This is a genomic window from Streptomyces sp. NPDC054834, assembly GCF_053611185.1.
Genome location: NZ_JBSGZV010000004.1, coordinates 29,255 through 52,859, shown reverse-complemented (window position 1 = coordinate 52,859; position 23,605 = coordinate 29,255). Strand labels below are relative to the sequence as shown.

Genomic DNA, 23,605 nt, shown 5'->3' with positions numbered 1-23,605 from the left:
AGGAGATCCGCCCATGCCCACCTTCCGCCAGCCCGAGTGGCAGCAGCAGGCCGACCGGCACTCGCAACTGGTCGACCCGGTCCTGACCGTGCGCCAGCTCTCCCGCTTCGAGTTCAACCTCAAGTCGTACGTCCGTATCGACAACGCCCTGGTCTTCTCCACCTCCCAGGGCGAGTACAAGGCGTACCTGCCTCCGCTGCGGCCGACGCGGCCCGAGATCGTGGCGAACCGCTACACAGCCGTGTACGAGGTCGACATGGGTGTGCACCGGCACACCTCCGATCTGCTGCTGCCCAGCGACAACGACGCGCTCGAGTTCACGGTCGCGGTCGACCTGGACTGGCAGGTGCTGGACCCGGCCCGGTTCGTGGCCACCGGGCACCGGGACGTGCCCGCGCTGCTGCTGGGCGAACTCCAGCAGGCGGCGCGGCCGGTGACCCGCCGGTTCGCCGTGGCCGACAGCGCGGCGGCGGAGGCGGAGCTGCTGGAGCGGATGCGGTTGCTGGGTCCGCTCGGCGCCACCGCCGGTCTTCAGGTCACCTGGACGCTGCGGGTGCGCCGGGACCAGGCCAACATCGACCACGAGCTGCGCAAGCAGGCCATCGGGCACTCCGCCGACGAGCAGGTCCTCGTGGCGCAGCGGGGCATGGACATCGACGTGGCGGTCGACCTGCGGGGCCGGCAGCAGGACGCGCTACAGATCGAGCGGGCCATGGCGTACGGCCAGCAGCAGCAGGTCTACCTCCTCCAGCAGCAGCAGTGGCAGCACCAGCAGGCGCTGCTGGCGGGGCAACAGCAGATGGAGTTGCAGCGACTGGAAGCCGAGAAGATCAACTTCTACCAGTACCACCTCCAGCAGGGCGGCGTGCACGCCTGGGCGCTGCACCTGGCCCAGCACCCCGAGGACTCCCGGCTCGTCATGAACAGCATGCGCGAGGACCAACTGCGCATGATCCAGGCGCAGATGGAACTGGTGAAGCAGCTGCTGAACAGTGAAGCGGCGGAGAACTGGGAGCTGGAGGGCCCCAAGCAGCTGGCCCTGCGCACGGTCAACGACATCCTCAACCAGCGCCTGCCGGGAGTACCGCAGACGGCTCCGCCGCTGGCGCCGGGCGAGGGGCCGGTCTACCCCCAGGCCCCCGCGGAGGGAGCGCAGCAGCACGCGGCGCCGGGGGCACCCGACCAGTCCGGCGTCCCCGGCCCGTACGACGCTCCCGGCGTGCCGTCCGTCCCGGGTCCGTACGGGGCACCCGCCGTGCCGCCCGTCACCGGCCCCGTCCCCGGCGCGTACGGAACGCCCGGTCCGGGCCCCTACGCCGCGCCTCCGTTCCCGGGCGCTACGCCTGCCGCGGGCGCCTTTCCTCCGCCCTCGCCTGCCGCGGGCGCCTTTCCTCCGCCCTCGCCTGCCGCGAGCGCCTTTCCTCCGCCTCCAGCACCGCCGACCGCACCGCCGACCGCCCCGGCACCCGACCCGCAACCGCCCGTCGCCGCCCCCGCAGCCGTGCCCGCTCCCCCGCCCGCGCCGCCCGTCTGGGAGCCGCCGCCCGGATACGGGAGTGCTCCGACCCAGCCCGGCAAGGACTCGGAGGGCGACGGCTCATGACCGGCCCCGCCCCAGGCCCCGGCCCCGCGCCCACCATGCCCCCGCCGGATCCTCCCTCCCCGGCCGACCTCGTCCCCTTGTGCGAGCGGCTCCTCACCGAGTTGCGCAACGAGGTCGCCCGGGCCGACAGCAAGGCGTCCGTGCTGGTCGCGGCGCTGGGCATGACCGCGGGCGTGTTCAGCGGTCTGCTGGCCGGGCGGGGCTGGACGCCCTCGGAGCTGTCGAGCCCGGCCACGGCGCTGTGGTGGACCGGCACCCTGGCGCTCGGCTTGTCGCTCTTCGCCCTGCTGCTCGCCGTCCTGCCCCGCTTCCGCTCCGGGACATGGTCGCCAGGCCGCCCCCTGTCGTACTTCGGCGACATCCGGCAGGCCGTCCGGATGGGCCGGCTGGAGGACGCGCTCGTGGACACCCGGCGCGACCCGACGACCGGGCTGACGGCCGCCCTCGCCGAGATGAGCCGTATCGCCGCGCGCAAGCACCAGTGGATCCGTACCGGCCTGATCGCCTTCTGCACCGGCACGGTCCTGCTGCCCGCCTCCCTGCTGATCGGCTGACCCGCCGCTCCCCCAGCACGACGCACACCGCTCAAGAAGCACGAACGTAAGGAACGACCATGACCCAGCCGCCACCCTCCCCTTCGGAGTACCCGGGACACCCGTACCCGGGCCATCCGTACCCGCCGCAGTACCCCCAGGCCGCGCCCCAGTACCCGCAGGCAGCCCCGCAGTACCCGGCGTCCTCCGCCCCCATACCGCCCCAGTACCCGCAAGCCCCGCAAGCCCCGCAGTACCAGCAGCCCCCGCAGTACCCGCTCACGCCTCCCGCCGCCCCGCCGACCGCACCAGCGCCGGCGCCACCGGCCCCGCCGGCCTCGGAGGACGCGTCACACCCGCACCACATCAGCACCGACGCCCGCCGCGTCCACATCTCCAGCCACCAGCGCCACACGGACGCCACGGCGATCGGTGCCCTACTGCTCTATCTGCCGAACTTCCTGTGCAGCCTCTGCGTCGTCGGCCTGTTCTCCGTCTTCTTCGGCAATCTCGCGTTCCTCGTGATCCTGCTCTGGCTCGCCAGCGGCGCACTCGTCTTCCACCGCCCCACGGAAAGCGCCCTCGCGCGCCGTCTGCTCCGTTTGCGCTACCCCACTCCACAAGAACGAGCCAAACTCGAACCGGTCTGGCGGGAAGTCACGGCTCGCGCCGGCGTCGAGGGCCGCAACTACGAACTCTGGGTCGAGGACAGCGACGCCCTGAACGCCGTCGCCGCGGCCGGCCACATCGTCGGCGTCACCCGGTTCGCCATGAACAACCTCCCCAACGGCGAACTCGCCGCCGTCCTGGCGCACGAGCTGGGCCACCACGTCGGCGGCCACGCCTGGTCGGGGCTGCTCGGCTACTGGTACGCGCTGCCCGGCCGCGTCGCCTGGCGGGTCCTGAAGGCCGTCTCCTCCGTCGCCTTCCACGTCTCCAAGGCCTTCGGCTGCTTCGGTGTCGCCTTCGTCGTACTGGGCGTCGGCGGCCTCGCCATGGCGACCATCAGCACGCTGTACGGTCTGCCGCTGCTGATCCTCGGCGTGCCGTACGCGCTCGCAGCCGTCGGCCGCCGCTCCGAGCTGCGCGCCGACGAACACGCGGCCGCGCTCGGTTTCGCGCCCATGCTGGTCGGCGTACTGCACAAGCTGCACCAGCAGGAGGAGCAGGAGAAGGCCGCGATCACCGCGCTCAACGGCGGCGTCCCCGTCGAGGAGAGCGCCCTGGCCAAGCTGCTGTCCTCGCATCCGGATCACCACACGCGGCTGCACCATCTACAGCCGTACCTCCAGCAGTACGGCTGACCTGGTCCGTCAGACGGGCGTCATACAAGCGGAGCCGTCACGCGTGCGGGCCTGGCCCCCGGCGAACACACTGGGGCCATGCCCGCACCGCAGGAGCCGCCTCCGACCCCCCGGAAGCCGGCGCTCCTCGACATGGCGGCGTACATCGCGGCCCCCGGGACCGTCGCCGTCGGCCTGCTCTACTACGTCGGCAGCACCTACACCCAGGAGTACTACTCCACCCTCGGGGTGCCCGCCGACGATCTCCAGTTGTCCTACCAGAGCATGGCGGCCAAGGCGACGGGCCCGATCTTCTTCCCCCTGTGGTGCCTGCTGGCCGTCGGGCTGGTCACCCTGCTGACGCTCGCCTGGCTCGGACGGCGCCTGGCCGCGCCTGAGCACGCCGCCCTGCGCCGCGGCATGAGCCGCTGGCTGTTCGTCACCGGCGTGGTCATGGCGGTGCTGGGTTTCCCGGTCTTCTGGGCGCATCTGCTGTCCCCGCTGCCGGGAGGCCGGTGGCTGGACTTCCTCTCGCCGTTGATCGTCGCCGGGGGCGCCACGCTGGCCATCTTCGCCATCCAGCTGCACCTGGCTCGGAGCGGGACCCCGCGCGCCGGGCAGTCCCCCGGAGGTGAGCGGCTGTGGCTGGTCACCGGCGCCGTGCTCATCGGGTTGCTGACGATGAGCCTGTTCCTCCAGACGACGCAGTACACGGTGGCGGCGGGGCGGGACAAAGCCATCCGCGAAGCCGAGGGAGGCTACCGGCACAGCCTGAGCGTGGTGCTCCACTCGCGAGTGCGCCTGGCCCACAACGCCTCGCAGATCACTGTCGAGGACAAGGGCAGCGGGAGCGGACCGTACCGGTACCAGTACATCGGGTTTCGCATCCTCGCGAAGGCCCCCAAGCGCTTCTATCTGGTCTCCTGGGCCTCGCACTACACGGACCGCATCGTGGTGGTGCTGCCCGACGACGGCAACGTCTGGGTGGAGCTCCGTGGTGAGCAGGCCGCGACACTCAGGTGATACCGGCGGTGGGAGTCTCCGTCGCGTCGGGCTGGGGCGTCGGCGTGGTCAGGGAGTCGGTGGGCCCCGGGACCGAAGTCGTGGGCGAGGGAGAGGTCGAGGGGGAGGGCGAGAGCGAGGGCGAGATCGTCGTGGGCGGGGACGGCGTCGTGGGCCCCGGGGTGGTCGTGGACACCGAAGTGTCCGGGCTGGTCGTCCCGGGCCCGACCGCCTCCCCGATGAAACGCGCGGCGAAGGTGGGGCCCTGGTCGGTCCTGGCGGTCAGGGCCACTGTGAACCGCCCCGGATCCGAGGCGATGTGCTGGAGTACGACCTCGCAGCTGTCGCCGGGCAGCACTTTGACGTGGGTGCAGGCGTCCTGAGCGATCACGGCCTGCCCGTTGTCACTGGTGGCGGTGATGCTGTTGATGGTCATGGGCTGGTCGGTGGTGTTGACGAACGCCACCTTCCCGCCCACCGACTCGCCCACCGTTCCCGAGGGCAGGTGCATCGCCGACCCGCCTTGCTCGTCGGGGCTGCGGCCCGGGAACAGGGACGTCATCGTGGCCTCGGCTCCGGTCGCCTTCGCAGTGGACCGCCCCGCCACGCCGCTGTTCGATTTCTTGTCCTTGCAGCCCGCCACACCCGCCAACGTGGCGACCACCACGACCGCGGCAAGGCCACGAGCAACAGCAGACGTCATGACGTCAAACCTGGCACACCGGTCACCAGGAGCTCTCGGCGCGGCTCACCGACACGGCACGATCACTCGAAAGAACACCGGACAACGCCGAAGGGCGGCCACCCCGTGGGGTGACCGCCCTTCAGTGGACGTACGCCTTACTGGTTGTACGGACCGTAGTCGTAGTCCTCCAGCGGAACGGCCTGGCCGGAGCCCGTGCCGAACGGCGAGTAGTCGATGTCGTCGTAGCCGACGGCCGAGTACATCGCGGCCTTGGCCTCCTCGGTCGGCTCGACCCGGATGTTGCGGTAGCGGGACAGACCCGTACCGGCCGGGATGAGCTTACCGATGATGACGTTCTCCTTGAGGCCGATCAGGGAGTCGGACTTGGCGTTGATCGCCGCGTCCGTGAGGACCCTGGTCGTCTCCTGGAAGGACGCCGCCGACAGCCAGGACTCGGTCGCCAGCGAGGCCTTGGTGATACCCATGAGCTGCGGACGACCGGAGGCCGGGTGACCGCCCTCCTGGACCACACGACGGTTCTCGTGCTCGAACTTCGAGCGCTCGACCAGCTCGCCGGGCAGCAGCTCGGCGTCGCCGGACTCGATGATCGTCACACGGCGCAGCATCTGCCGGATGATGATCTCGATGTGCTTGTCGTGGATCGACACACCCTGCGAGTTGTACACCTTCTGGACCTCGCCGACCAGGTGGACCTGGACGGCACGCTGACCCAGGATGCGCAGCACGTCGTGCGGGTTGGTGGCACCCACGGTGAGCTTCTGGCCCACCTGGACGTGCTCGCCCTCGCTGACCAGGAGTCGGGCGCGCTTCGAGATCGGGAACGCCGTCTCGTCGCTGCCGTCGTCCGGCGTGATGACGATCTTCTTGGTCTTCTCGGTCTCCTCGATCCGCACGCGGCCCTGGGCCTCGGAGATCGGGGCGACACCCTTCGGGGTACGGGCCTCGAAGAGCTCGACGACACGCGGCAGACCCTGGGTGATGTCGTCACCGGCCACACCACCGGTGTGGAAGGTACGCATCGTCAGCTGGGTACCGGGCTCACCGATGGACTGGGCGGCGATGATGCCGACCGCCTCACCGATGTCGACCAGCTTGCCGGTGGCCAGCGAACGGCCGTAGCACATCGCGCAGGTGCCGACGGCGGACTCGCAGGTCAGGACCGAGCGGGTCTTGACCTCCGCGACGCCACGGGCCACGAGCTCCTCGATGAGGACGTCACCGAGGTCGGTGCCGGCCGGGGCCAGGACCTGACCGTCGACCACGATGTCCTCGGCGAGGCAGCGCGCGTACACGGACGTCTCGACGTTCTCCGCCTTGCGCAGCACGCCGTCCGCGCCGACCTCCGCGATGTGGAGCTTGAGGCCGCGCTCGGTGCCGCAGTCCTCCTCGCGGATGATGACGTCCTGGGAGACGTCGACCAGACGACGGGTGAGGTAACCCGAGTCGGCGGTACGCAGAGCGGTGTCCGCCAGACCCTTACGGGCACCGTGCGTGGAGATGAAGTACTCCAGCACGGACAGGCCCTCACGGAACGACGCCTTGATGGGCCGCGGGATCGTCTCGTTCTTCGCGTTCGACACCAGACCACGCATACCGGCGATCTGACGCATCTGCATCATGTTGCCTCGTGCACCCGAGTTCACCATCATGAAGATCGGGTTGGTCTTCGGGAAGTTGTCGTTCATCGCCTCGGCGACCTCGTTGGTCGCCTTGGTCCAGATCGCGATGAGCTCCTGCGTGCGCTCGTCCTTGGTGATCAGACCGCGCTCGTACTGCTTCTGGACCTTCTCGTCCTGCGCCTCGTAGCCCTTGACGATCTCCTTCTTCGCCTCGGGAACGACGACGTCGGAGATGGCGACTGTGACGCCGGAACGGGTGGCCCAGTAGAAGCCGGCCGCCTTCAGGTTGTCGAGCGTCGCCGCCACGATGACCTTCGGGTAGCGCTCGGCGAGGTCGTTGACGATCTCGGAGAGCTGCTTCTTGCCGACCTCGTAGTCGACGAACGGGTAGTCCTCGGGCAGCAGCTCGTTGAAGAGCGCACGGCCGAGCGTGGTCTTCAGACGGAACGGGTCACCCTGCTGCCACTCGCCCGCGGTGGAGCCGCTGTTGGCCGCAGTGCTGTCGGATGCAGCGCCCTCCTCGTGGGCCGACGGGGTCCAGCCGCGCGGCGGGATGGTGCCCACCGGGAAGCGGATGTCGACCGGCGCCTGGAGCGAGAGCTCCCCGGCGTCGAACGCCATGATCGCCTCGGCGACGGACGCGAAGGAGCGGCCCTCGCCCTTGACCCCGCGGCCCTCGGCGTCGGTGGTGAGGAAGAACGTACCGAGGACCATGTCCTGGGTCGGCATCGTCACCGGACGGCCGTCGGCCGGCTTGAGGATGTTGTTCGAGGACAGCATCAGGATGCGGGCCTCGGCCTGCGCCTCCGCGGACAGCGGCAGGTGCACGGCCATCTGGTCACCGTCGAAGTCCGCGTTGAACGCGGTGCAGACGAGCGGGTGGATCTGGATGGCCTTGCCCTCGACCAGCTGCGGCTCGAAGGCCTGGATGCCGAGGCGGTGCAGGGTGGGAGCACGGTTCAGCAGAACCGGGTGCTCGGCGATGACCTCTTCGAGGACGTCGTACACGACCGTACGGCCGCGCTCCACCATGCGCTTCGCCGACTTGATGTTCTGCGCGTGGTTCAGGTCGACCAGGCGCTTCATCACGAACGGCTTGAAGAGCTCCAGCGCCATCGCCTTGGGCAGACCGCACTGGTGCAGCTTCAGCTGCGGACCGACGACGATCACGGAACGCGCGGAGTAGTCCACACGCTTACCGAGCAGGTTCTGACGGAAGCGGCCCTGCTTACCCTTCAGCATGTCGCTGAGGGACTTCAGCGGACGGTTGCCGGGGCCCGTGACGGGGCGGCCACGACGGCCGTTGTCGAACAGCGCGTCGACGGCCTCCTGGAGCATGCGCTTCTCGTTGTTCACGATGATCTCGGGCGCACCGAGGTCGAGAAGGCGCTTCAGTCGGTTGTTGCGGTTGATCACACGGCGGTACAGGTCGTTCAGGTCGGAGGTCGCGAAGCGGCCACCGTCCAGCTGCACCATCGGACGCAGGTCCGGCGGGATGACCGGCACGCAGTCGAGCACCATGCCCTTGGGGCTGTTGCTGGTCTGCAGGAACGCGGAGACGACCTTCAGGCGCTTGAGCGCACGGGTCTTCTTCTGGCCCTTGCCGGTACGGATGATCTCGCGGAGACGCTCGGCCTCCTCGTCGAGGTCGAAGGACTCCAGGCGCTTCTGAAGCGCCGCGGCACCCATCGAGCCGTCGAAGTACGTGCCGAAGCGGTCACGCAGCTCGCGGTAGAGCAGCTCGTCGCCCTCGAGGTCCTGGACCTTGAGGTTCTTGAACCGGGTCCACACCTCGTCGAGGCGGTCGATCTCGCGCTGCGAACGGTCGCGCAGCTGCTTCATCTCGCGCTCGGCACCCTCGCGCACCTTGCGGCGCACGTCGGCCTTGGCGCCCTCGGCCTCGAGCTCGGCCAGGTCGGACTCGAGCTTCTTGGCGCGGGCCTCGAGGTCGGCGTCGCGACGGTTCTCGACCTGCTGGCGCTCCACGGAGACATGCGCCTCCAGGGAGGGCAGGTCGCGGGTACGGCGCTCCTCGTCGACGTACGTGATCATGTACGCGGCGAAGTAGATGACCTTCTCGAGGTCCTTGGGAGCCAGGTCGAGCAGATAGCCCAGCCGGCTCGGGACACCCTTGAAGTACCAGATGTGCGTGACGGGCGCGGCGAGCTCGATGTGGCCCATCCGCTCACGGCGCACCTTGGCGCGCGTGACCTCGACGCCACAGCGCTCACAGATGATGCCCTTGAAGCGGACGCGCTTGTACTTGCCGCAGTAGCACTCCCAGTCCCGGGTGGGGCCGAAGATCTTCTCGCAGAAGAGCCCGTCCTTTTCCGGCTTGAGGGTGCGGTAGTTGATGGTCTCGGGCTTCTTGACCTCGCCGTGGCTCCACTGACGGATGTCGTCAGCGGTGGCCAGGCCGATCCGGAGCTCGTCGAAGAAGTTGACGTCGAGCACTATGCGTCAATCCCTCTCAGGGTCGAAAGTCTTTGGTCTGATACGGGGGCCTGGGGGTCGGCGGGGCCCTGTGGGTGAGGGCCCCGCCGGACTCCCGTCAGACCTCTTCGACGCTGCTCGGCTCGCGCCGGGACAGGTCGATGCCGAGCTCCTCCGCAGCGCGGAAGACATCCTCGTCGGTGTCACGCATTTCGATGGACATACCGTCGCTGGACAGCACCTCCACGTTCAGGCAGAGCGACTGCATCTCCTTGATGAGCACCTTGAAGGACTCGGGGATGCCGGGCTCGGGGATGTTCTCGCCCTTGACGATGGCCTCGTAGACCTTCACGCGGCCGGTGACGTCGTCGGACTTGATGGTCAGCAGCTCCTGGAGGGCGTAAGCGGCGCCGTATGCCTCCAGCGCCCACACCTCCATCTCGCCGAACCGCTGGCCACCGAACTGGGCCTTACCACCCAGCGGCTGCTGGGTGATCATCGAGTACGGGCCGGTCGAGCGGGCGTGCAGCTTGTCGTCGACCAGGTGGTGCAGCTTCAGGATGTACATGTAGCCGACCGAGATCGGGTCCGGGAACGGCTCACCGCTACGGCCGTCGAACAGCCGCGCCTTGCCGGACGGGAGCACCATGCGCTCGCCGTCGCGGTTCGGGATGGTGTGCTGGAGCAGACCCGCCAGCTCGTCCTCACGGGCGCCGTCGAAGACCGGGGTGGCGACGTTGGTGCCCGGCTGGACACTGTCGGCGCCGATGGCCTGGAGGCGCTGCGCCCACTCGTCGGCCAGACCGGAGACGTCCCAGCCGCGGCTGGCGAGCCAGCCGAGGTGGATCTCCAGGACCTGTCCCGGGTTCATTCGGGACGGCACACCGAGCGGGTTGAGGATGATGTCGACCGGGGTCCCGTCCTCGAGGAACGGCATGTCCTCGATGGGCAGGATCTTGGAGATGACACCCTTGTTGCCGTGGCGGCCGGCGAGCTTGTCACCGTCGGTGATCTTGCGCTTCTGCGCGACGTAGACGCGCACCAGCTGGTTCACACCGGGGGGAAGCTCGTCGCCCTCCTCGCGGTCGAAGACGCGTACGCCGATGACCTTGCCGGTCTCGCCGTGCGGCACCTTCAGCGAGGTGTCACGGACCTCACGGGCCTTCTCACCGAAGATCGCGCGCAGCAGGCGCTCCTCGGGGGTCAGCTCGGTCTCGCCCTTCGGGGTCACCTTGCCGACGAGGATGTCGCCGGCGATGACCTCGGCGCCGATGCGGATGATGCCGCGCTCGTCGAGGTCGGCGAGGACCTCCTCGGAGACGTTCGGGATGTCCCGGGTGATCTCCTCGGGGCCGAGCTTGGTGTCACGGGCGTCGACCTCGTGCTCCTCGATGTGGATCGAGGAGAGGACGTCGTCCTGCACGAGGCGCTGCGACAGGATGATCGCGTCCTCGTAGTTGTGACCCTCCCACGGCATGAACGCCACGAGCAGGTTCTTGCCCAGCGCCATCTCGCCGTGCTGGGTGGCCGGACCGTCGGCGAGGACCTGGCCCTCGATGATCCGGTCGCCCTCGTTGACGATGACCTTCTGGTTGACCGAGGTGCCCTGGTTGGAGCGGGCGAACTTGGCCAGGCGGTACGTGATGTACGTGCCGTCGTCGTTGGCGGTGGTGATGTAGTCGGCGGAGACCTCCTGGACCACACCCGCCTTCTCGGCCTTGACCACGTCGCCGGCGTCGACGGCGGAGCGGTACTCCATGCCGGTGCCGACGAGCGGGGACTCGGACTTGATCAGCGGCACGGCCTGACGCATCATGTTCGCGCCCATGAGGGCACGGTTGGCGTCGTCGTGCTCGAGGAACGGGATCATGGCGGTCGCGACCGACACCATCTGGCGCGGCGAGACGTCCATGTAGTCCACGTCGTCACCGGCGACGTAGTCGACCTCACCACCACGACGGCGGACCAGGACGCGGTTCTCGGTGAACCGCAGGTCGTCGTTGAGGATGGCGTTGGCCTGCGCGATGACGAATCGGTCCTCTTCGTCGGCGGTCAGGTAGTCCACCTCGTCGGTGACCTGGCCGTCGACGACCTTGCGGTACGGCGTCTCGACGAAACCGAACGCGTTGACCCGGCCGTACGAGGCGAGCGAACCGATCAGACCGATGTTCGGGCCTTCCGGCGTCTCGATCGGGCACATGCGGCCGTAGTGCGAGGGGTGCACGTCACGGACCTCGAAGCCGGCCCGCTCACGGGAGAGACCACCCGGGCCGAGCGCGGACAGACGACGCTTGTGCGTCAGCCCGGACAGCGGGTTGTTCTGGTCCATGAACTGGGACAGCTGGCTGGTGCCGAAGAACTCCTTGATGGAGGCGACGACCGGCCGGATGTTGATCAGGGTCTGCGGCGTGATCGCCTCGACGTCCTGCGTGGTCATGCGCTCACGCACGACGCGCTCCATACGGGCCAGACCCGTACGGACCTGGTTCTGGATGAGCTCGCCGACGCTGCGCAGACGACGGTTGCCGAAGTGGTCGATGTCGTCGGTCTCGACGACGATCGTCTGACCGTTGTCGGCGCTCGTCTCGGTCTCGCCGGCGTGCAGCTTCACCAGGTACTTGATCGTCGAGATGACGTCCTCGACGGTCAGGACACCCGCGTCGAGCGGAGCGTCCGCACCCAGCTTCTTGTTGACCTTGTAGCGGCCGACCTTGGCGAGGTCGTAGCGCTTGGGGTTGAAGTAGAGGTTCTCAAGGAGCGTCTGCGCGGCCTCGCGCGTGGGGGGCTCGCCCGGGCGCAGCTTGCGGTAGATGTCGAGCAGCGCGTCGTCCTGGCCCTGGGTGTGGTCCTTCTCCAGGGTGGCGCGCATGGACTCGTACTCGCCGAACTCTTCAAGGATCTGCTCGGTCGTCCAGCCGAGCGCCTTCAGGAGGACGGTCACGGACTGCTTGCGCTTTCGGTCGATGCGGACACCGACCATGTCGCGCTTGTCGATCTCCATCTCCAGCCAGGCACCCCGGGAGGGGATGATCTTGGCCGAGAAGATGTCCTTGTCGGACGTCTTGTCGATGCTGGAGTCGAAGTAGACACCCGGCGAACGGACCAGCTGCGACACCACGACACGCTCGGTGCCGTTGATGACGAAGGTGCCCTTGTTCGTCATGAGCGGGAAGTCGCCCATGAAGACGGTCTGGGACTTGATCTCGCCGGTCTCGTTGTTGGTGAACTCGGCCGTCACGAAGAGGGGCGCGGCGTACGTGAAGTCGCGCTCCTTGCACTCGTCGATCGAGTTCTTCGGCGGCTCGAAGCGGTGGTCGCGGAAGGTCAGCGACATCGACCCGGAGAAGTCCTCGATCGGGGAGATCTCCTCGAAGATTTCCTCGAGGCCGGACTTGGTGGGGACGTCCTGACCGTTCTCCAGAGCCTCCTCGACCCGACTCTGCCAAGCGGTGTTACCGAGCAGCCAGTCAAAGCTCTCGGTCTGCAGCGCGAGCAGGTTCGGAACCTCGAGAGGCTCCTTGATCTTTGCAAAGGAAATGCGCAGCGGGGCGGTGCTGGCGCCGTTGTTCGTATTCGCGGTCGAGGCGTTGCGCGAGGCGGCCAAGAGGGGGTCCTTCCGAGGGCTCGGACTCACTACGCGCGTACCGGCCCCTCTCCCACGCATAGAGACAGACAGTGCCCATTTGGCCAAAGGGCCAGGTCAGGGAACGTTCGTCGTCGATGCTCGAGTGAGGGCAGACCCCTGGTGACGGGCAGGGGACAGCTAACAGGCAGCGCAAAGGGTCAGTGTAGCCACTTGGCCCACTGATGTCCAGTGCGGGTTTCTCGAGACCCTCGCCGTGCTCACCGCTCTTCCCAACGCCCTCGGCATGCCTGCCCTCAACGCACGTTGATACTGCCCTCTTCGCCGTCGATCCATGCCTCGGATTCGGATCCTTGTGACGACGCGTCCTGAGAATTGCGCGCTGCGTGCGGTTCGTCAAGGCCCCCCTGGCCCGAACCGGGGTACCCGGGGACAAGACGAAGATCACCTTACCCCTCACCATCGCAGGTGCAAGGTAACCGTGGCCGGACCCCGTAAAACGCGGAAGAGCGACCACCCGGATGGATGATCGCTCTTCGGTGCGTGACCGTTACAGCCCTACGGGACTGTTTCGGCCGTCGCTACGGTCTTGCCGACCGCGAAGGTGTTACTTGACCTCGACGGAGGCGCCGGCACCCTTGAGGGCCTCGGCGGCCTTCTCCGCGGCGTCCTTGGCGACCTTCTCGAGAACGGGCTTCGGGGCGCCGTCCACGAGGTCCTTGGCCTCCTTCAGGCCCAGGGAGGTCAGCTCACGCACGACCTTGATGACCTGGATCTTCTTGTCGCCGGCACCGGTGAGGACGACGTCGAACTCGTCCTTCTCCTCGACCTCGGCGGCGGCCGGGGCACCCGGGGCGCCCGGGGCGACGGCGGCGACCGCGGCGGCGGCGGTGACGTCGAACTTGTCCTCGAAGGCCTTCACGAACTCGGAGAGCTCGATGAGGGTCATCTCCTCGAACTGCGCGAGCAGGTCTTCCTGGCTGAGCTTCGCCATGATGGGCGATCCTTCCACTAATTCGGCTGGTGCCGGATGTACATGAGTGGCGGGCGTACGTTGGCCCGCTGCGACCTCTGCCGACTCATGCGGCCGGGGTCAGAAAGCGAGCCGAATTACTCGGCACCGCCCTGCTCGTCCTGCTTGGCGCGAAGGGCGTCCACGGTGCGGACGAGCTTCGAGGGAAGCGCCTTGAACAGCGAAGCGGTCTGCGACTGCTTGCCCTTCATGGCACCCGCCAGCTTGGCGAGCAGAACCTCGCGGGACTCGAGGTCCGCAAGCTTCTTGATCTCGTCGGCGGACAGCGCCTTGCCGTCAAGGACACCGCCCTTGATGACGAGATTCGGATTGTCCTTGGCGAAGTCACGGAGACCCTTCGCCGACTCCACCGGGTCACCGGTGACGAAGGCGACAGCCGTCGGACCGTTGAACAGGTCGTCCAGCGTGGTGATCCCGGCCTCGTTGGCCGCAATCTTGGTCAGCGTGTTCTTCACCACGGCGTACTGGGCGTTCTCACCGAGCGACCGGCGCAGCGTCTTGAGCTGCGCCACGGTGAGACCGCGGTACTCGGTCAGCACGGCAGCGCTGGAGTTGCGGAACTGCTCCGTCAACTCGGACACTGCGGCAGCCTTGTCGGGCCTCGCCATAGAGCCTCGGCCTCCTTCCGGGTGATTCGGACCGCGCGGACCCGAAGGAGGACTGGGGAAAACGAAACGCCCCGGCGCAGGCGCACGGGGCGGACTCGACCGGTCGCATGAGCGGGGACGCACCTGCTCCGGGAGTTCTTCCACGGTCACCTGCGCGGGTCGCCCGCATTTCAGCGGATCCTTCGGCCACCGCGCCCTCCTGCGAGTGCACGGCAACGACCAGCGGTCTTTGGCTTCTGTAGGAGAGTACGTGAACGGGCCACGGCCAAGCAAATCCGCCCGTTCGGATCCGTTCGCCCCGGCCCGTCCTCCTCCGCGTGGTCAGCCCTTGGCCGGCTTGAGCCGCTTGGTGAGGTCCGGGGTGTCGGAGGCGGCCGGGGCCTCGACCGTCACCCACCCGCTCGTCGTAGGCGAGGAAGGCGAGGGTGAGGTCGAGTTCGCCATGGCGTCCCCTGCCCCGCAGCCGCACCTGCCGGGCGCGGTCGTCGGAGCCGACCCACAGATCCAGGGTGAGCTCGTCCACACCCGTCGTCCGGTACGGCCTGAGGCTCCTGCCGGGCTTTATCTCGGCCTCGATCGCGTCGAGGCCGGCCGTGCCGGTGTAGTGGGTGGTGCGTACGCCGTCGACGGTCTCGGTGCCGGCGTCCTTCACGTGCTTCGCGGCGGTCAGGAAGGCGGTCTCCCGGGCCGGGTTCCGGCTGCGGCCCTCCCTCGGTATGCGACCGGTCGCCCGGTAGCGCAGGGAGGTGAGCACGCCGGTCTTCTCGGCGACCCGGGCGACGGCCGCGGCGGGCGTCGCCCGGGCCGCCGACGGGCCGTTCCCCCCGGGTACAGCCGACGGCGCCCCGGCCCGCAGTAGGCGGCGAGCGCGGCGGCGCCCGCGGACGGTCTCACGGAGTGCGGGTCAGGACGTGGTGCCGCTGCCCGCCACGGTCCCGGAGGACTTCATGAGGTCCTTGAAGTCCTTGGTGTCACTGGCCGGGGGCTCCTCGGCGGAGACCTTCACGCCGTAGTCGGTGTAGTACGCCGTACTGGTCATCAGGCCGGTCGTCATGTCCGCCTTCTCGACCTTCTTGACCAGCAGGTTCTGGTCGTTGACCCAGATGTCCACGGTGTCCGTGGTGACGCCCGCCTGGCTGAGCTGCTTCTTCAGGTCGGCGAGCTGGGAGGCGCTGAGGTTGCTGCTCTTGCCGGCGAGGTCGGCGACGTTCACCGTGCCCGAGTAGTGCGTGGTCTGCACACCGGCCACCTTCTCCTCGCCGACCTTCTTCACGTCGCCGGAGGCCAGCAGCATCTTCACCGACTGGTTCGGCGTGGTGTTCTGCATCTGGTCCTTGAGGTAGGCGCCCGACCCGCCGGCGAGCTTGGCGAGGTCGTCGTACGCGTACCTGATCCAGTGCTTGCCGCCGAACGACGCGGCGAACTTCTCGCTCATCTTCGCGTAGTAGGCGTCCGGCAGATAGCGGGCCTCCATCGACGTCGTGCCGGCCTTGCGCATCGCGTCGGCCATCTGGCCGCCGGTGTACGTGATGGTGAGGTCGCCCCGCATGCCGTCGCCCCAGGAGAGGGCGCCGTCGGCCTTCATGGACATCATGCCGCCGATGGTCGTGGTGGAGCGGACCTTGGCCGAGTCGGCCTTGTCGGTGGACTTCTCGGCGGAACGCAGGGCGGCGATGGGGCTGAGGTGCGTGATGCCGTTGCCGCCCGCCTTGTCGCCCTTTCCGGAGTTCCCGTCGTCGGTGCCGCAGGCGGCCACCCCGGTGAGCGCGGTCAGCACCGCGGCGGAAAGGGTCACCCGGCGCACGGTCGTGCTCTTCATCTCGTCCCACCCCTAAGCGAGTTGTGTGCCTGCACCGTAACCCAGGCCACTGACAGTCGTACGGAAGGTCGCACAAAGAAAGGACGGGCCCCGCACCTCGGAAGGTTGCGGGGCCCGCCCTTTTTTGTCACGTCGCTGACGCGGCTACCGGGGTGAGCGCGAGGCTCAGACGGCGGCCGGGTCCTCCTCGACGAGGAGGTTGCGGGTGCGGTTCGGGTCGACGGGGATGCCGGGGCCCATCGTGGTGGTGATGGCGGCCTTCTTGATGTAGCGACCCTTGGCGGCGGACGGCTTCAGACGGAGGATCTCCTCCAGCGCGGCGCCGTAGTTCTCCACCAGCTTGGCGTCGTCGAAGGACGACTTGCCGATGATGAAGTGCAGGTTCGAGTGCTTGTCGACGCGGAACTCGATCTTGCCGCCCTTGATGTCGGTGACGGCCTTGGCGACGTCGGGGGTGACGGTGCCGGTCTTCGGGTTCGGCATCAGACCACGCGGGCCGAGGACGCGGCCGAGGCGGCCGACCTTGCCCATGAGGTCCGGGGTGGCGACGACGGCGTCGAAGTCCAGACGGCCCTTCGAGACCTCGTCGATCAGCTCGTCGGCACCGACGATGTCGGCGCCCGCGGCACGCGCGGCCTCGGCACGGTCACCGGTCGCGAAGACCAGGACCCGGGCGGTCTTACCGGTGCCGTGCGGAAGGTTCACGGTGCCACGGACCATCTGGTCGGCCTTGCGCGGGTCGACACCCAGACGGAAGGCGACCTCGACGGTGCCGTCGAACTTGGTCGTGGAGGTCTCCTTGGCGAGACGGACGGCCTCGAGCGGGGCGTAGAGCTTCTCCCGGTCGATCTTGGCGTCCGCAGCGCGGAGGGCCTTGCTGCGCTTGCTCACAACTGCTCCTGTGTGTTCTGAAAGGAGTCGTGGTACGGGCCGAGCAGGCCCTGCCACGTGCGACCGGCTACGGCCGCATGACTACAACGGGGTGGGAATCAGCCCTCGACCGTGACGCCCATGGAGCGCGCGGTACCGGCGATGATCTTCGCCGCGGCGTCCAGGTCGTTCGCGTTGAGGTCGGGCAGCTTGGTCTGGGCGATCTCGCGGACCTGCGCCTGGGTGATCTTGGCGACCTTGGTCTTGTGCGGCTCGCCGGAGCCCTTCTCGATGCCCGCGGCCTTGAGGATCATCTTCGCGGCCGGCGGCGTCTTGGTCACGAAGGTGAAGGAACGGTCCTCGTAGACCGTGATCTCCACCGGGATGACCCAGCCACGCTGCGACTCGGTCGCGGCGTTGTAGGCCTTGCAGAACTCCATGATGTTGACGCCGTGCTGACCCAGCGCCGGGCCGACCGGCGGGGCCGGGTTGGCGGCACCGGCCTGGATCTGGAGCTTGATGAGCCCCGTGACCTTCTTCTTCTTGGGAGGCATAGCTCTCCGGGTCCTTTCGGTTCGGGTCCTGCCCGCTTCCAGGGACCACCCGGATGCAGGCATACCGCACAACGATAGCGGGTATTGATGTGCGGCCAAAAACCGCGCAGGTCAAACGACCGTCGAGCGTTCGCCCGACCTGCGCGGAAGCGGTGTGTGCGCCGCCGTCACCAGGAGAACCATCCAGGCGTGACGGTGCAGATCTGCGGCGTGTAGTCACACCTGTCCGCATCGTAGCCCGAGGGCGCGGGGCGCCGCGCGGCGGCCACCTCGGCCGTCACCGCTCCGATCCCGGCGGGGCATGACACAGCACGTACTGGCGGCCTGATCACGTCCCCCGCCGGCGCTCGAGGAGGGCGAGCGCCCCCAGCACCGAGCCGATCCCGATGACGTGCGAGGGACGCACGACGAAGCGGTGATCAGCTGATGTGCCCGCCATGGCTCCCCCGCGACGCGACAGGGCCCCTGCCCAACGGGAAACCGCTGTTCAGGGGCTCTGTCGGAGGCACGTTGGCCTGGTTCTGGCAGACCTAGTTCTTCTGGATCTGGTCGAAGGAGAGCTCGACCGGCGTCTCGCGGCCGAAGATCTCCACCAGGCCCTTGACCTTCTTGGAGTCGGGGTTGATCTCGTTGATGGTCGCCTGGAGCGTGGCGAACGGGCCGTCGGTGACGGTGACCGAGTCGCCGACCTCGAAGTCCAGGACCTGGACCTCGACCTTGCGCTGCGGCGCCGGCTTGCCCTCGGCCTCGGCGGCCTCGCGGGCGGCCTTCTCCTCCGCCTCCGGGGCGAGCATCTTGACGATCTCGTCCAGCGTCAGCGGGTAGGGGTCGTAGGCGTTGCCGACGAAGCCGGTGACGCCCGGGGTGTTGCGGACGACGCCCCAGGACTCGTTGGTCAGGTCCATGCGGACCAGGACGTAACCCGGCAGCTTGTTCTGCTTGATCGTCTTGCGGTCGCCGTTCTTGATCTGGACGACCTCTTCCTGCGGCACCTCGGCCTGGAAGATGTAGTCCTCGACGTTCAGCGAGACGGCCCGCTGCTCCAGGTTGGTCTTCACGCGGTTCTCGTAACCGGCGTAGGTGTGGATGACGTACCACTCGCCGGGCAGGGTGCGCAGTTCCTCGCGGAGGGCCTCGATCGGGTCGACCGGCTCGGCGGGCTCTTCCTCGACCTCGTCGGCCGCGGCCAGGGCGTCGGACTCGTCCTCGTCCTCGTCCTCGGCGGACTCGTCGGATTCATCCTCGATGTGCAGGGCGGCTTCCTCGGCAGCCTCACCCAGCGCGGCTTCCGCAGCCTCGAACTCGTCCTGCTCATCCGCGCCCTCGACGATGTCGAGCTCGTCGTCCACCGTCTCGGCGGCACTCTCGCGAGGCTCGGTGGCGTCGTTCAGGTTCGGGTCAGACACGATGGCTGCTTCTTCCTGGATACATAGGGGTGGAACATGCGAAAACGGGCGCCGGTACCACGGCGCCCTTCGCTCTTGGCTCAGCCGAAGACGTACTTGGCAGCGTGGTTGAGCCCATAGTCAATCACGGTCACCAGCGCGATCATGATGGCGACGAAGAAGATCACCACGGTGGTGTACGACGTCAGCTGGTTACGCGTCGGCCAGACGACCTTGCGGAGTTCCGCGATGATCTGGCGGTAGAAGGTCGCGAGACGCTTCAGCGGGCCCTTCTTGGCGCGCTTGCCGCCCTTGCGGGCCTTCTTGGTCTCCTGCACCTCATCCGCGTCAGGCGTGTCGATGGAGCCCACGGCGTCCGTCATTCGTCCTCACCTGATCCCGGGTCGTGGCCGTGCCGCGCCCGGTTCCTGAGCCGCACGGCGGTGCAATGCTGTACGTACATGCGCACACATCCTGGCGGTGTGTGTAGCAGGGCCGGAGGGACTTGAACCCCCAACCGCCGGTTTTGGAGACCGGTGCTCTACCAATTGAGCTACGACCCTTTGTGCGTTCCCCAACGTACCGCATCCGACCGGGTGCTCGGTGTGCACCGGCTGAGCCGCGGCTGCTGGAGGCCAACGAGGTGAGAGTGTACGTGGTCGCGGGCCCGGCGTCGAACAGAAAGTGCCCGTACGGGCTGTCCGACCGGAAGATCGTCCTGACCCGGGTTCGGATTCGGACCCTTGTTCACGGGTCGGCACGATCCTGTTCAGTGGGTGAAACCCGCGTGCCGGGCAGGTTTCCGGTCTGAAACGATGGCTCCATGAGCGCTGCAACCCCTCCCACCGAGCGCCGGGTCTCCGCCCGAGTCGGCGCGATCTCCGAGTCCGCCACCCTCGCCGTGGACGCCAAGGCCAAGGCCCTCAAGGCCGCCGGGCGTCCGGTGATCGGCTTCGGCGCGGGTGAGCCCGACTTCCCGACCCCGGACTACATCGTCGAGGCGGCCGTCGAGGCCTGCAAGAACCCCAAGTACCACCGCTACACCCCGGCCGGCGGTCTGCCCGAGCTGAAGGCCGCGATCGCCGCGAAGACGCTGCGCGACTCCGGCTACGAGGTCGACCCGGCGCAGATCCTGGTCACCAACGGCGGCAAGCAGGCCATCTACGAGGCCTTCGCCGCGATCCTCGACCCGGGCGACGAGGTCATCGTCCCGGCGCCGTACTGGACGACGTACCCGGAGTCGATCCGGCTGGCCGGCGGTGTGCCGGTGGAGGTCGTCGCGGACGAGACGACCGGCTACCGGGTGAGCGTGGAGCAGCTGGAGGCCGCCCGCACGGAGAAGACGAAGGTCGTCCTCTTCGTCTCCCCCTCGAACCCGACCGGCGCGGTCTACAGCGCCGAGGAGGCCGAGGCGATCGGCCGCTGGGCGGTCGAGCACGGCCTGTGGGTGCTGACGGACGAGATCTACGAGCACCTCGTCTACGGCGACGCGAAGTTCACCTCGCTGCCCGCGCTCCTGCCCGAGCTGCGCGAGAAGTGCATCGTGGTCAACGGCGTCGCGAAGACGTACGCGATGACGGGCTGGCGCGTGGGCTGGGTCATCGGCCCGAAGGACGTGGTGAAGGCCGCGACGAACCTCCAGTCGCACGCCACCTCGAACGTCTCGAACGTGGCCCAGGTCGCGGCCCTGGCCGCCGTCTCCGGCGACCTGTCGGCCGTCGAGAAGATGCGCGAGGCCTTCGACCGGCGCCGCCGGACCATCGTGCGGATGCTCAACGAGATCGACGGCGTGCTCTGCCCGGAGCCCGAGGGCGCCTTCTACGCGTACCCGTCGGTGAAGGCCCTGCTCGGCAAGGAGATCCGGGGCAAGCGCCCGCAGAACACGGTGGAGCTGGCCGCCCTCATCCTGGAGGAGGCCGAGGTCGCGGTCGTCCCGGGCGAGGCCTTCGGCACCCCCGGCTATCTGCGGCTGTCCTACGCGCTGGGTGACGAGGACCTGGTCGAGGGCGTGAGCCGGATGCAGAAGCTGCTGGCGGAGGCGCAGGACTGACGTCCGCCTCTCGCCACGGGGGCACCTCCCGACTTCGGGAGGTGCCCCCGCCCCTTTGTGCGAGCAAGACCACGTTCGGGGAATCCGCTACCAGGACGGCGGCGACGTACGGCAGGATCCTGGGATGCTGAGCTCTTCAGGGGGGCACCCCCCGAACCCCCCGTGTGTACGTGATGTATCTGAGCTGCCGAAAGCCCATCTGCACCTGCACTTCACCGGCTCGATGCGGCCGGGGACCGTCCTGGAACTGGCCGACAAGCACGGCGTGCGCCTGCCCGAGGCGCTGACCGAAGCCCTCACCAGCGGGGAGCCACCGAAGCTGCGGGCCACGGACGAGCGGGGCTGGTTCCGCTTCCAGCGGCTCTACGACGCGGCGCGCTCCTGCCTCAGAGAGCCGGAGGACATCCAGCGGCTGGTCCGGGAAGCGGCGGAGGAGGATCTGAAGGACGGCTCGGGCTGGCTGGAGATCCAGGTGGACCCGACGTCGTACGCGCCAAGGCTGGGCGGTCTGATCCCGGCCCTCGAGATCATCCTGGACGCGGTGGACACGACGTCCCGGGAGACCGGCCTGGGCATGCGCGTGCTGGTGGCCGCCAACCGTATGAAGCACCCGTTGGACGCGCGCACCCTGGCCCGGCTGGCGGTGCGGTACGCCGACCGGGGCGTGGTGGGCTTCGGGCTGTCCAACGACGAGCGGCGGGGCATGGCACGGGACTTCGACCGGGCGTTCTCGATCGCCCGGGACGGCGGCCTGCTCGCGGCCCCGCACGGCGGCGAGCTGACCGGCCCGGCCTCGGTCCGGGACTGCCTGGACGACCTGCACGCCTCGCGGATCGGCCACGGGGTGCGCGCGGCGGAGGACCCGCGGGTGCTGAAGCGGCTGGCGGACCGGGGCGTGACCTGCGAGGTGTGCCCGGCGTCGAACGTGGCGCTGGGCGTGTACGAGAAGCCGGAGGACGTGCCGCTGCGCACGCTCTTCGAGGCGGGCGTCCCGATGGCGCTGGGCGCCGACGACCCGCTGCTCTTCGGCTCCCGGCTCGCGGCCCAGTACGAGCTCGCCCGCCTGCACCACGGTTTCTCGGACGCCGAACTGGCGGAACTGGCCCGGCAGTCGGTCCGGGGCTCGGCGGCGCCGGAGAGCGTGAAGGCGCGGCTGCTGGCGGGCGTGGACGACTGGCTCAGTGGCCCGGGCGCTTGAAGTGGGTGTAGGGCGGATAGGACTTGAAGCAGATCAGGACGTCCAGGGGGTGGCCGCCGCCGGGTGGCTGGACCAGCGCCGGGAGCTCCGCCATCAGCGCCGAGTACCCCTTGGCCGCGTTCTTCTGGCGCGGTCCCCAGCCCGCCGCATGGGCGAAGTAGGTGGCGGTCTCGGCGAAGACGTCCCGGCTGCCGAAGAGGAAGAACGTGCGGGCGTGCGTGGCATGACGTAACTCGTCACGGAAGTCCGCCCGTTCCCACCGTTCGCGCCACCGAGCGGCGTCCCGGGCGGTGCGCGCCTCGTCGGTGCGGACGGTCAGCGGGGTGCCGTGGCGCAGCTTCTGGCGCAGTTCGGGCCACTGGCCGGGGCGCAGTCCGAGGGTGTGGTGGGCCAGGACGAGGTCGACCGGCTCGCCCCAGCCCTCGTCGGGCGGGACTCCGTCGCGCAGGGGCACGTGGACGATCGTGTGGCGGGAGTAGGCGGCGAAGGAGAACAGGCCCGCGAGCCGGTTCAGGCCGTCGTGATCGCCCAGCAGCATGCCGATCGGGTCGGGGGCGCTCAGGGAGGTGTGGCGCAGGGGCTGCCAGGGCTGGACGATCCGGCGCTCGTGCGGGCCGGTCCCCGGCCGGAACTGGCGCAGTCTCAGCCGCATACGGCGATTCCTGTCAGCAGCGTGCGGGCCAGCCGTCGGGCGAAGTCGTCCACGGGGGGCGGTTCGCCGTTGCTCGTGGCGTCGTAGGCGAAGGCCCGTTGGGCGCAGGCACCCAGGAGGAGGGAGGCGGCCGCGAAGGTGTCCGCGTCGGGGTGGACCCGGCCTGCGGCCTGTTCGGCGCGGAGGTAGGCGTCGAGGCCCTCGATGGGCATGTGCGGGCCCGAGCCCATCTGCCGCATCGCGTCGTCGTGGCGCTTCTTGAGCTGGGTCTCGGCGTAGAGGGAGGCCACGATCGGGAAGCTCTGCTCGTAGAACAGGGCCGCCTGTCGGGCGATCTCGGTGAGGTTCTCCTCCAGGGTGTGCCGGCCCGGCTCGGCGGTGAGGGCGCGCAGCAGTGGGGCGACTCCCGGGAGCCGTTCGCGGAGGACCTCTATGAACAGCTCCTCCTTGCTGGTGAAGTGCTTGTAGAGGGCCGCCTCGGAGCAGTCTGCCGCCCTGGCGATCTCCTTGGTCGTGGCGCGGGCCAGCCCGACGGTGAGCATGAGCTCGTGGGCGGCGTCGAGGATGCGGGCTCGGGCCGGTTTCTGCTGCATGGCGCCCAAGGATCCCATGGCCTCTCCAAGGATTCTTGACGAGTGGGTGAGTACTTACTCACTCTAGAGGGCAACAGGGTG

The 23,605-nt window shown here is 68.7% G+C and carries 19 protein-coding genes and 1 tRNA gene; 6 read left to right on the top strand and 14 right to left on the bottom strand.

Annotated features, from left to right (window positions below; all coding sequences use genetic code 11):
* Positions 1–13 precede the first annotated feature (13 nt).
* From ACWGJM_RS07435 to ACWGJM_RS07420, 4 genes are all read left to right on the top strand, one after another.
* The gene (locus ACWGJM_RS07435) at positions 14–1,603 is read left to right on the top strand and encodes a hypothetical protein (protein WP_453410716.1); all 1,590 of its coding nucleotides are present in this window, start codon (positions 14–16) and stop codon (positions 1,601–1,603) included.
* Complete coding sequence (locus ACWGJM_RS07430; protein WP_453410715.1) at positions 1,600–2,157, top strand: Pycsar system effector family protein; 558 nt, start codon at positions 1,600–1,602, stop codon at positions 2,155–2,157. The genes ACWGJM_RS07435 and ACWGJM_RS07430 overlap by 4 nt, the downstream gene beginning before the upstream one ends.
* Before the next feature lie 59 nt (positions 2,158–2,216).
* Entirely contained in the window at positions 2,217–3,440 is a 1,224-nt protein-coding gene (locus ACWGJM_RS07425; protein ID WP_453410714.1) for a M48 family metalloprotease, read from the top strand.
* Between the two features lie 78 nt (positions 3,441–3,518).
* On the top strand, positions 3,519–4,442 hold the full coding sequence (locus ACWGJM_RS07420) for a hypothetical protein (protein WP_453410713.1): 924 nt from the start codon (positions 3,519–3,521) through the stop codon (positions 4,440–4,442).
* Here ACWGJM_RS07420 and ACWGJM_RS07415 read toward each other — a convergent pair.
* The 12 genes from ACWGJM_RS07415 to ACWGJM_RS07360 form a co-directional block, all read right to left on the bottom strand.
* Complete coding sequence (locus ACWGJM_RS07415; protein ID WP_453410712.1) at positions 4,435–5,124, bottom strand: hypothetical protein; 690 nt, start codon at positions 5,122–5,124, stop codon at positions 4,435–4,437. The genes ACWGJM_RS07420 and ACWGJM_RS07415 overlap by 8 nt on opposite strands.
* A 137-nt stretch (positions 5,125–5,261) precedes the next feature.
* On the bottom strand, positions 5,262–9,200 hold the full coding sequence (locus tag ACWGJM_RS07410) for a DNA-directed RNA polymerase subunit beta' (RefSeq protein ID WP_453410711.1): 3,939 nt from the start codon (positions 9,198–9,200) through the stop codon (positions 5,262–5,264).
* A 97-nt stretch (positions 9,201–9,297) separates the two neighbouring features.
* Positions 9,298–12,783 carry a DNA-directed RNA polymerase subunit beta gene (gene rpoB, locus ACWGJM_RS07405; protein WP_453410710.1) on the bottom strand — a complete coding sequence of 1,162 codons (3,486 nt, stop codon included), beginning with the start codon at positions 12,781–12,783 and terminating at the stop codon, positions 9,298–9,300.
* 586 nt (positions 12,784–13,369) lie between these two features.
* Positions 13,370–13,756: a 50S ribosomal protein L7/L12 gene (gene rplL, locus ACWGJM_RS07400; RefSeq protein ID WP_453410709.1), complete on the bottom strand. Its 387-nt coding sequence runs from the start codon at positions 13,754–13,756 to the stop codon at positions 13,370–13,372.
* Between the two features lie 116 nt (positions 13,757–13,872).
* Positions 13,873–14,403 carry a 50S ribosomal protein L10 gene (gene rplJ / locus ACWGJM_RS07395; protein WP_453410708.1) on the bottom strand — a complete coding sequence of 177 codons (531 nt, stop codon included), beginning with the start codon at positions 14,401–14,403 and terminating at the stop codon, positions 13,873–13,875.
* A gap of 321 nt (positions 14,404–14,724) precedes the next feature.
* Entirely contained in the window at positions 14,725–14,847 is a 123-nt protein-coding gene (locus ACWGJM_RS07390) for a hypothetical protein (protein WP_453410707.1), read from the bottom strand.
* A 460-nt stretch (positions 14,848–15,307) separates the two neighbouring features.
* The gene (locus tag ACWGJM_RS07385) at positions 15,308–16,222 is read right to left on the bottom strand and encodes a hypothetical protein (protein WP_453410706.1); all 915 of its coding nucleotides are present in this window, start codon (positions 16,220–16,222) and stop codon (positions 15,308–15,310) included.
* 165 nt (positions 16,223–16,387) lie between these two features.
* Positions 16,388–17,113 (bottom strand): 50S ribosomal protein L1, encoded by a 726-nt coding sequence (gene rplA / locus ACWGJM_RS07380; protein WP_453410705.1) that lies wholly within the window; start codon positions 17,111–17,113, stop codon positions 16,388–16,390.
* Positions 17,114–17,211: 98 nt separating this feature from the next.
* Positions 17,212–17,646, bottom strand: coding sequence for a 50S ribosomal protein L11 (gene rplK, locus ACWGJM_RS07375; RefSeq protein ID WP_453410704.1), 435 nt, complete (start codon positions 17,644–17,646; stop codon positions 17,212–17,214).
* Between the two features lie 530 nt (positions 17,647–18,176).
* Complete coding sequence (gene nusG / locus ACWGJM_RS07370; RefSeq protein WP_453410703.1) at positions 18,177–19,052, bottom strand: transcription termination/antitermination protein NusG; 876 nt, start codon at positions 19,050–19,052, stop codon at positions 18,177–18,179.
* Between the two features lie 80 nt (positions 19,053–19,132).
* Positions 19,133–19,414 carry a preprotein translocase subunit SecE gene (gene secE / locus ACWGJM_RS07365; protein WP_361455628.1) on the bottom strand — a complete coding sequence of 94 codons (282 nt, stop codon included), beginning with the start codon at positions 19,412–19,414 and terminating at the stop codon, positions 19,133–19,135.
* 107 nt (positions 19,415–19,521) lie between these two features.
* Positions 19,522–19,594, bottom strand: a tRNA-Trp gene (locus ACWGJM_RS07360).
* Positions 19,595–19,854: 260 nt separating this feature from the next.
* Between ACWGJM_RS07360 and ACWGJM_RS07355 the strand changes: the two genes are divergently transcribed.
* Entirely contained in the window at positions 19,855–21,081 is a 1,227-nt protein-coding gene (locus tag ACWGJM_RS07355) for a pyridoxal phosphate-dependent aminotransferase (RefSeq protein ID WP_361808982.1), read from the top strand.
* Positions 21,082–21,304: 223 nt separating this feature from the next.
* A complete protein-coding gene (locus ACWGJM_RS07350; RefSeq protein WP_453410702.1) occupies positions 21,305–22,279 on the top strand; it encodes an adenosine deaminase in 975 nt (324 codons plus the stop codon).
* Here the strand turns inward: ACWGJM_RS07350 and ACWGJM_RS07345 are convergent.
* Together ACWGJM_RS07345 and ACWGJM_RS07340 are read right to left on the bottom strand one after the other, a co-directional pair.
* Entirely contained in the window at positions 22,260–22,931 is a 672-nt protein-coding gene (locus tag ACWGJM_RS07345; protein WP_453410701.1) for a hypothetical protein, read from the bottom strand. The two genes, ACWGJM_RS07350 and ACWGJM_RS07345, sit on opposite strands and share 20 nt — an antisense overlap.
* On the bottom strand, positions 22,922–23,524 hold the full coding sequence (locus tag ACWGJM_RS07340; RefSeq protein WP_453410950.1) for a TetR/AcrR family transcriptional regulator: 603 nt from the start codon (positions 23,522–23,524) through the stop codon (positions 22,922–22,924). The genes ACWGJM_RS07345 and ACWGJM_RS07340 overlap by 10 nt, the downstream gene beginning before the upstream one ends.
* Between the last annotated feature and the right edge of the window lie 81 nt (positions 23,525–23,605).

Excerpts from the sequence above, each read along its gene's own strand:
- ACWGJM_RS07390 (WP_453410707.1), bottom strand. The coding sequence starts at position 14,847 with ATGGCGAACTCGACCTCACCCTCGCCTTCCTCGCCTACGACGAGCGGG.
- rplJ (WP_453410708.1), bottom strand. The coding sequence starts at position 14,403 with ATGGCGAGGCCCGACAAGGCTGCCGCAGTGTCCGAGTTGACGGAGCAG.
- ACWGJM_RS07350 (WP_453410702.1), top strand. The coding sequence starts at position 21,305 with ATGCGGCCGGGGACCGTCCTGGAACTGGCCGACAAGCACGGCGTGCGC.
- rplL (WP_453410709.1), bottom strand. The coding sequence starts at position 13,756 with ATGGCGAAGCTCAGCCAGGAAGACCTGCTCGCGCAGTTCGAGGAGATG.
- ACWGJM_RS07345 (WP_453410701.1), bottom strand. The coding sequence starts at position 22,931 with ATGCGGCTGAGACTGCGCCAGTTCCGGCCGGGGACCGGCCCGCACGAG.
- ACWGJM_RS07420 (WP_453410713.1), top strand. The coding sequence starts at position 3,519 with ATGCCCGCACCGCAGGAGCCGCCTCCGACCCCCCGGAAGCCGGCGCTC.
- ACWGJM_RS07385 (WP_453410706.1), bottom strand. The coding sequence starts at position 16,222 with ATGAAGAGCACGACCGTGCGCCGGGTGACCCTTTCCGCCGCGGTGCTG.
- secE (WP_361455628.1), bottom strand. The coding sequence starts at position 19,414 with ATGACGGACGCCGTGGGCTCCATCGACACGCCTGACGCGGATGAGGTG.
- ACWGJM_RS07435 (WP_453410716.1), top strand. The coding sequence starts at position 14 with ATGCCCACCTTCCGCCAGCCCGAGTGGCAGCAGCAGGCCGACCGGCAC.
- ACWGJM_RS07430 (WP_453410715.1), top strand. The coding sequence starts at position 1,600 with ATGACCGGCCCCGCCCCAGGCCCCGGCCCCGCGCCCACCATGCCCCCG.
- rplK (WP_453410704.1), bottom strand. The coding sequence starts at position 17,646 with ATGCCTCCCAAGAAGAAGAAGGTCACGGGGCTCATCAAGCTCCAGATC.
- ACWGJM_RS07340 (WP_453410950.1), bottom strand. The coding sequence starts at position 23,524 with ATGCAGCAGAAACCGGCCCGAGCCCGCATCCTCGACGCCGCCCACGAG.
- ACWGJM_RS07415 (WP_453410712.1), bottom strand. The coding sequence starts at position 5,124 with ATGACGTCTGCTGTTGCTCGTGGCCTTGCCGCGGTCGTGGTGGTCGCC.
- ACWGJM_RS07355 (WP_361808982.1), top strand. The coding sequence starts at position 19,855 with ATGAGCGCTGCAACCCCTCCCACCGAGCGCCGGGTCTCCGCCCGAGTC.
- ACWGJM_RS07425 (WP_453410714.1), top strand. The coding sequence starts at position 2,217 with ATGACCCAGCCGCCACCCTCCCCTTCGGAGTACCCGGGACACCCGTAC.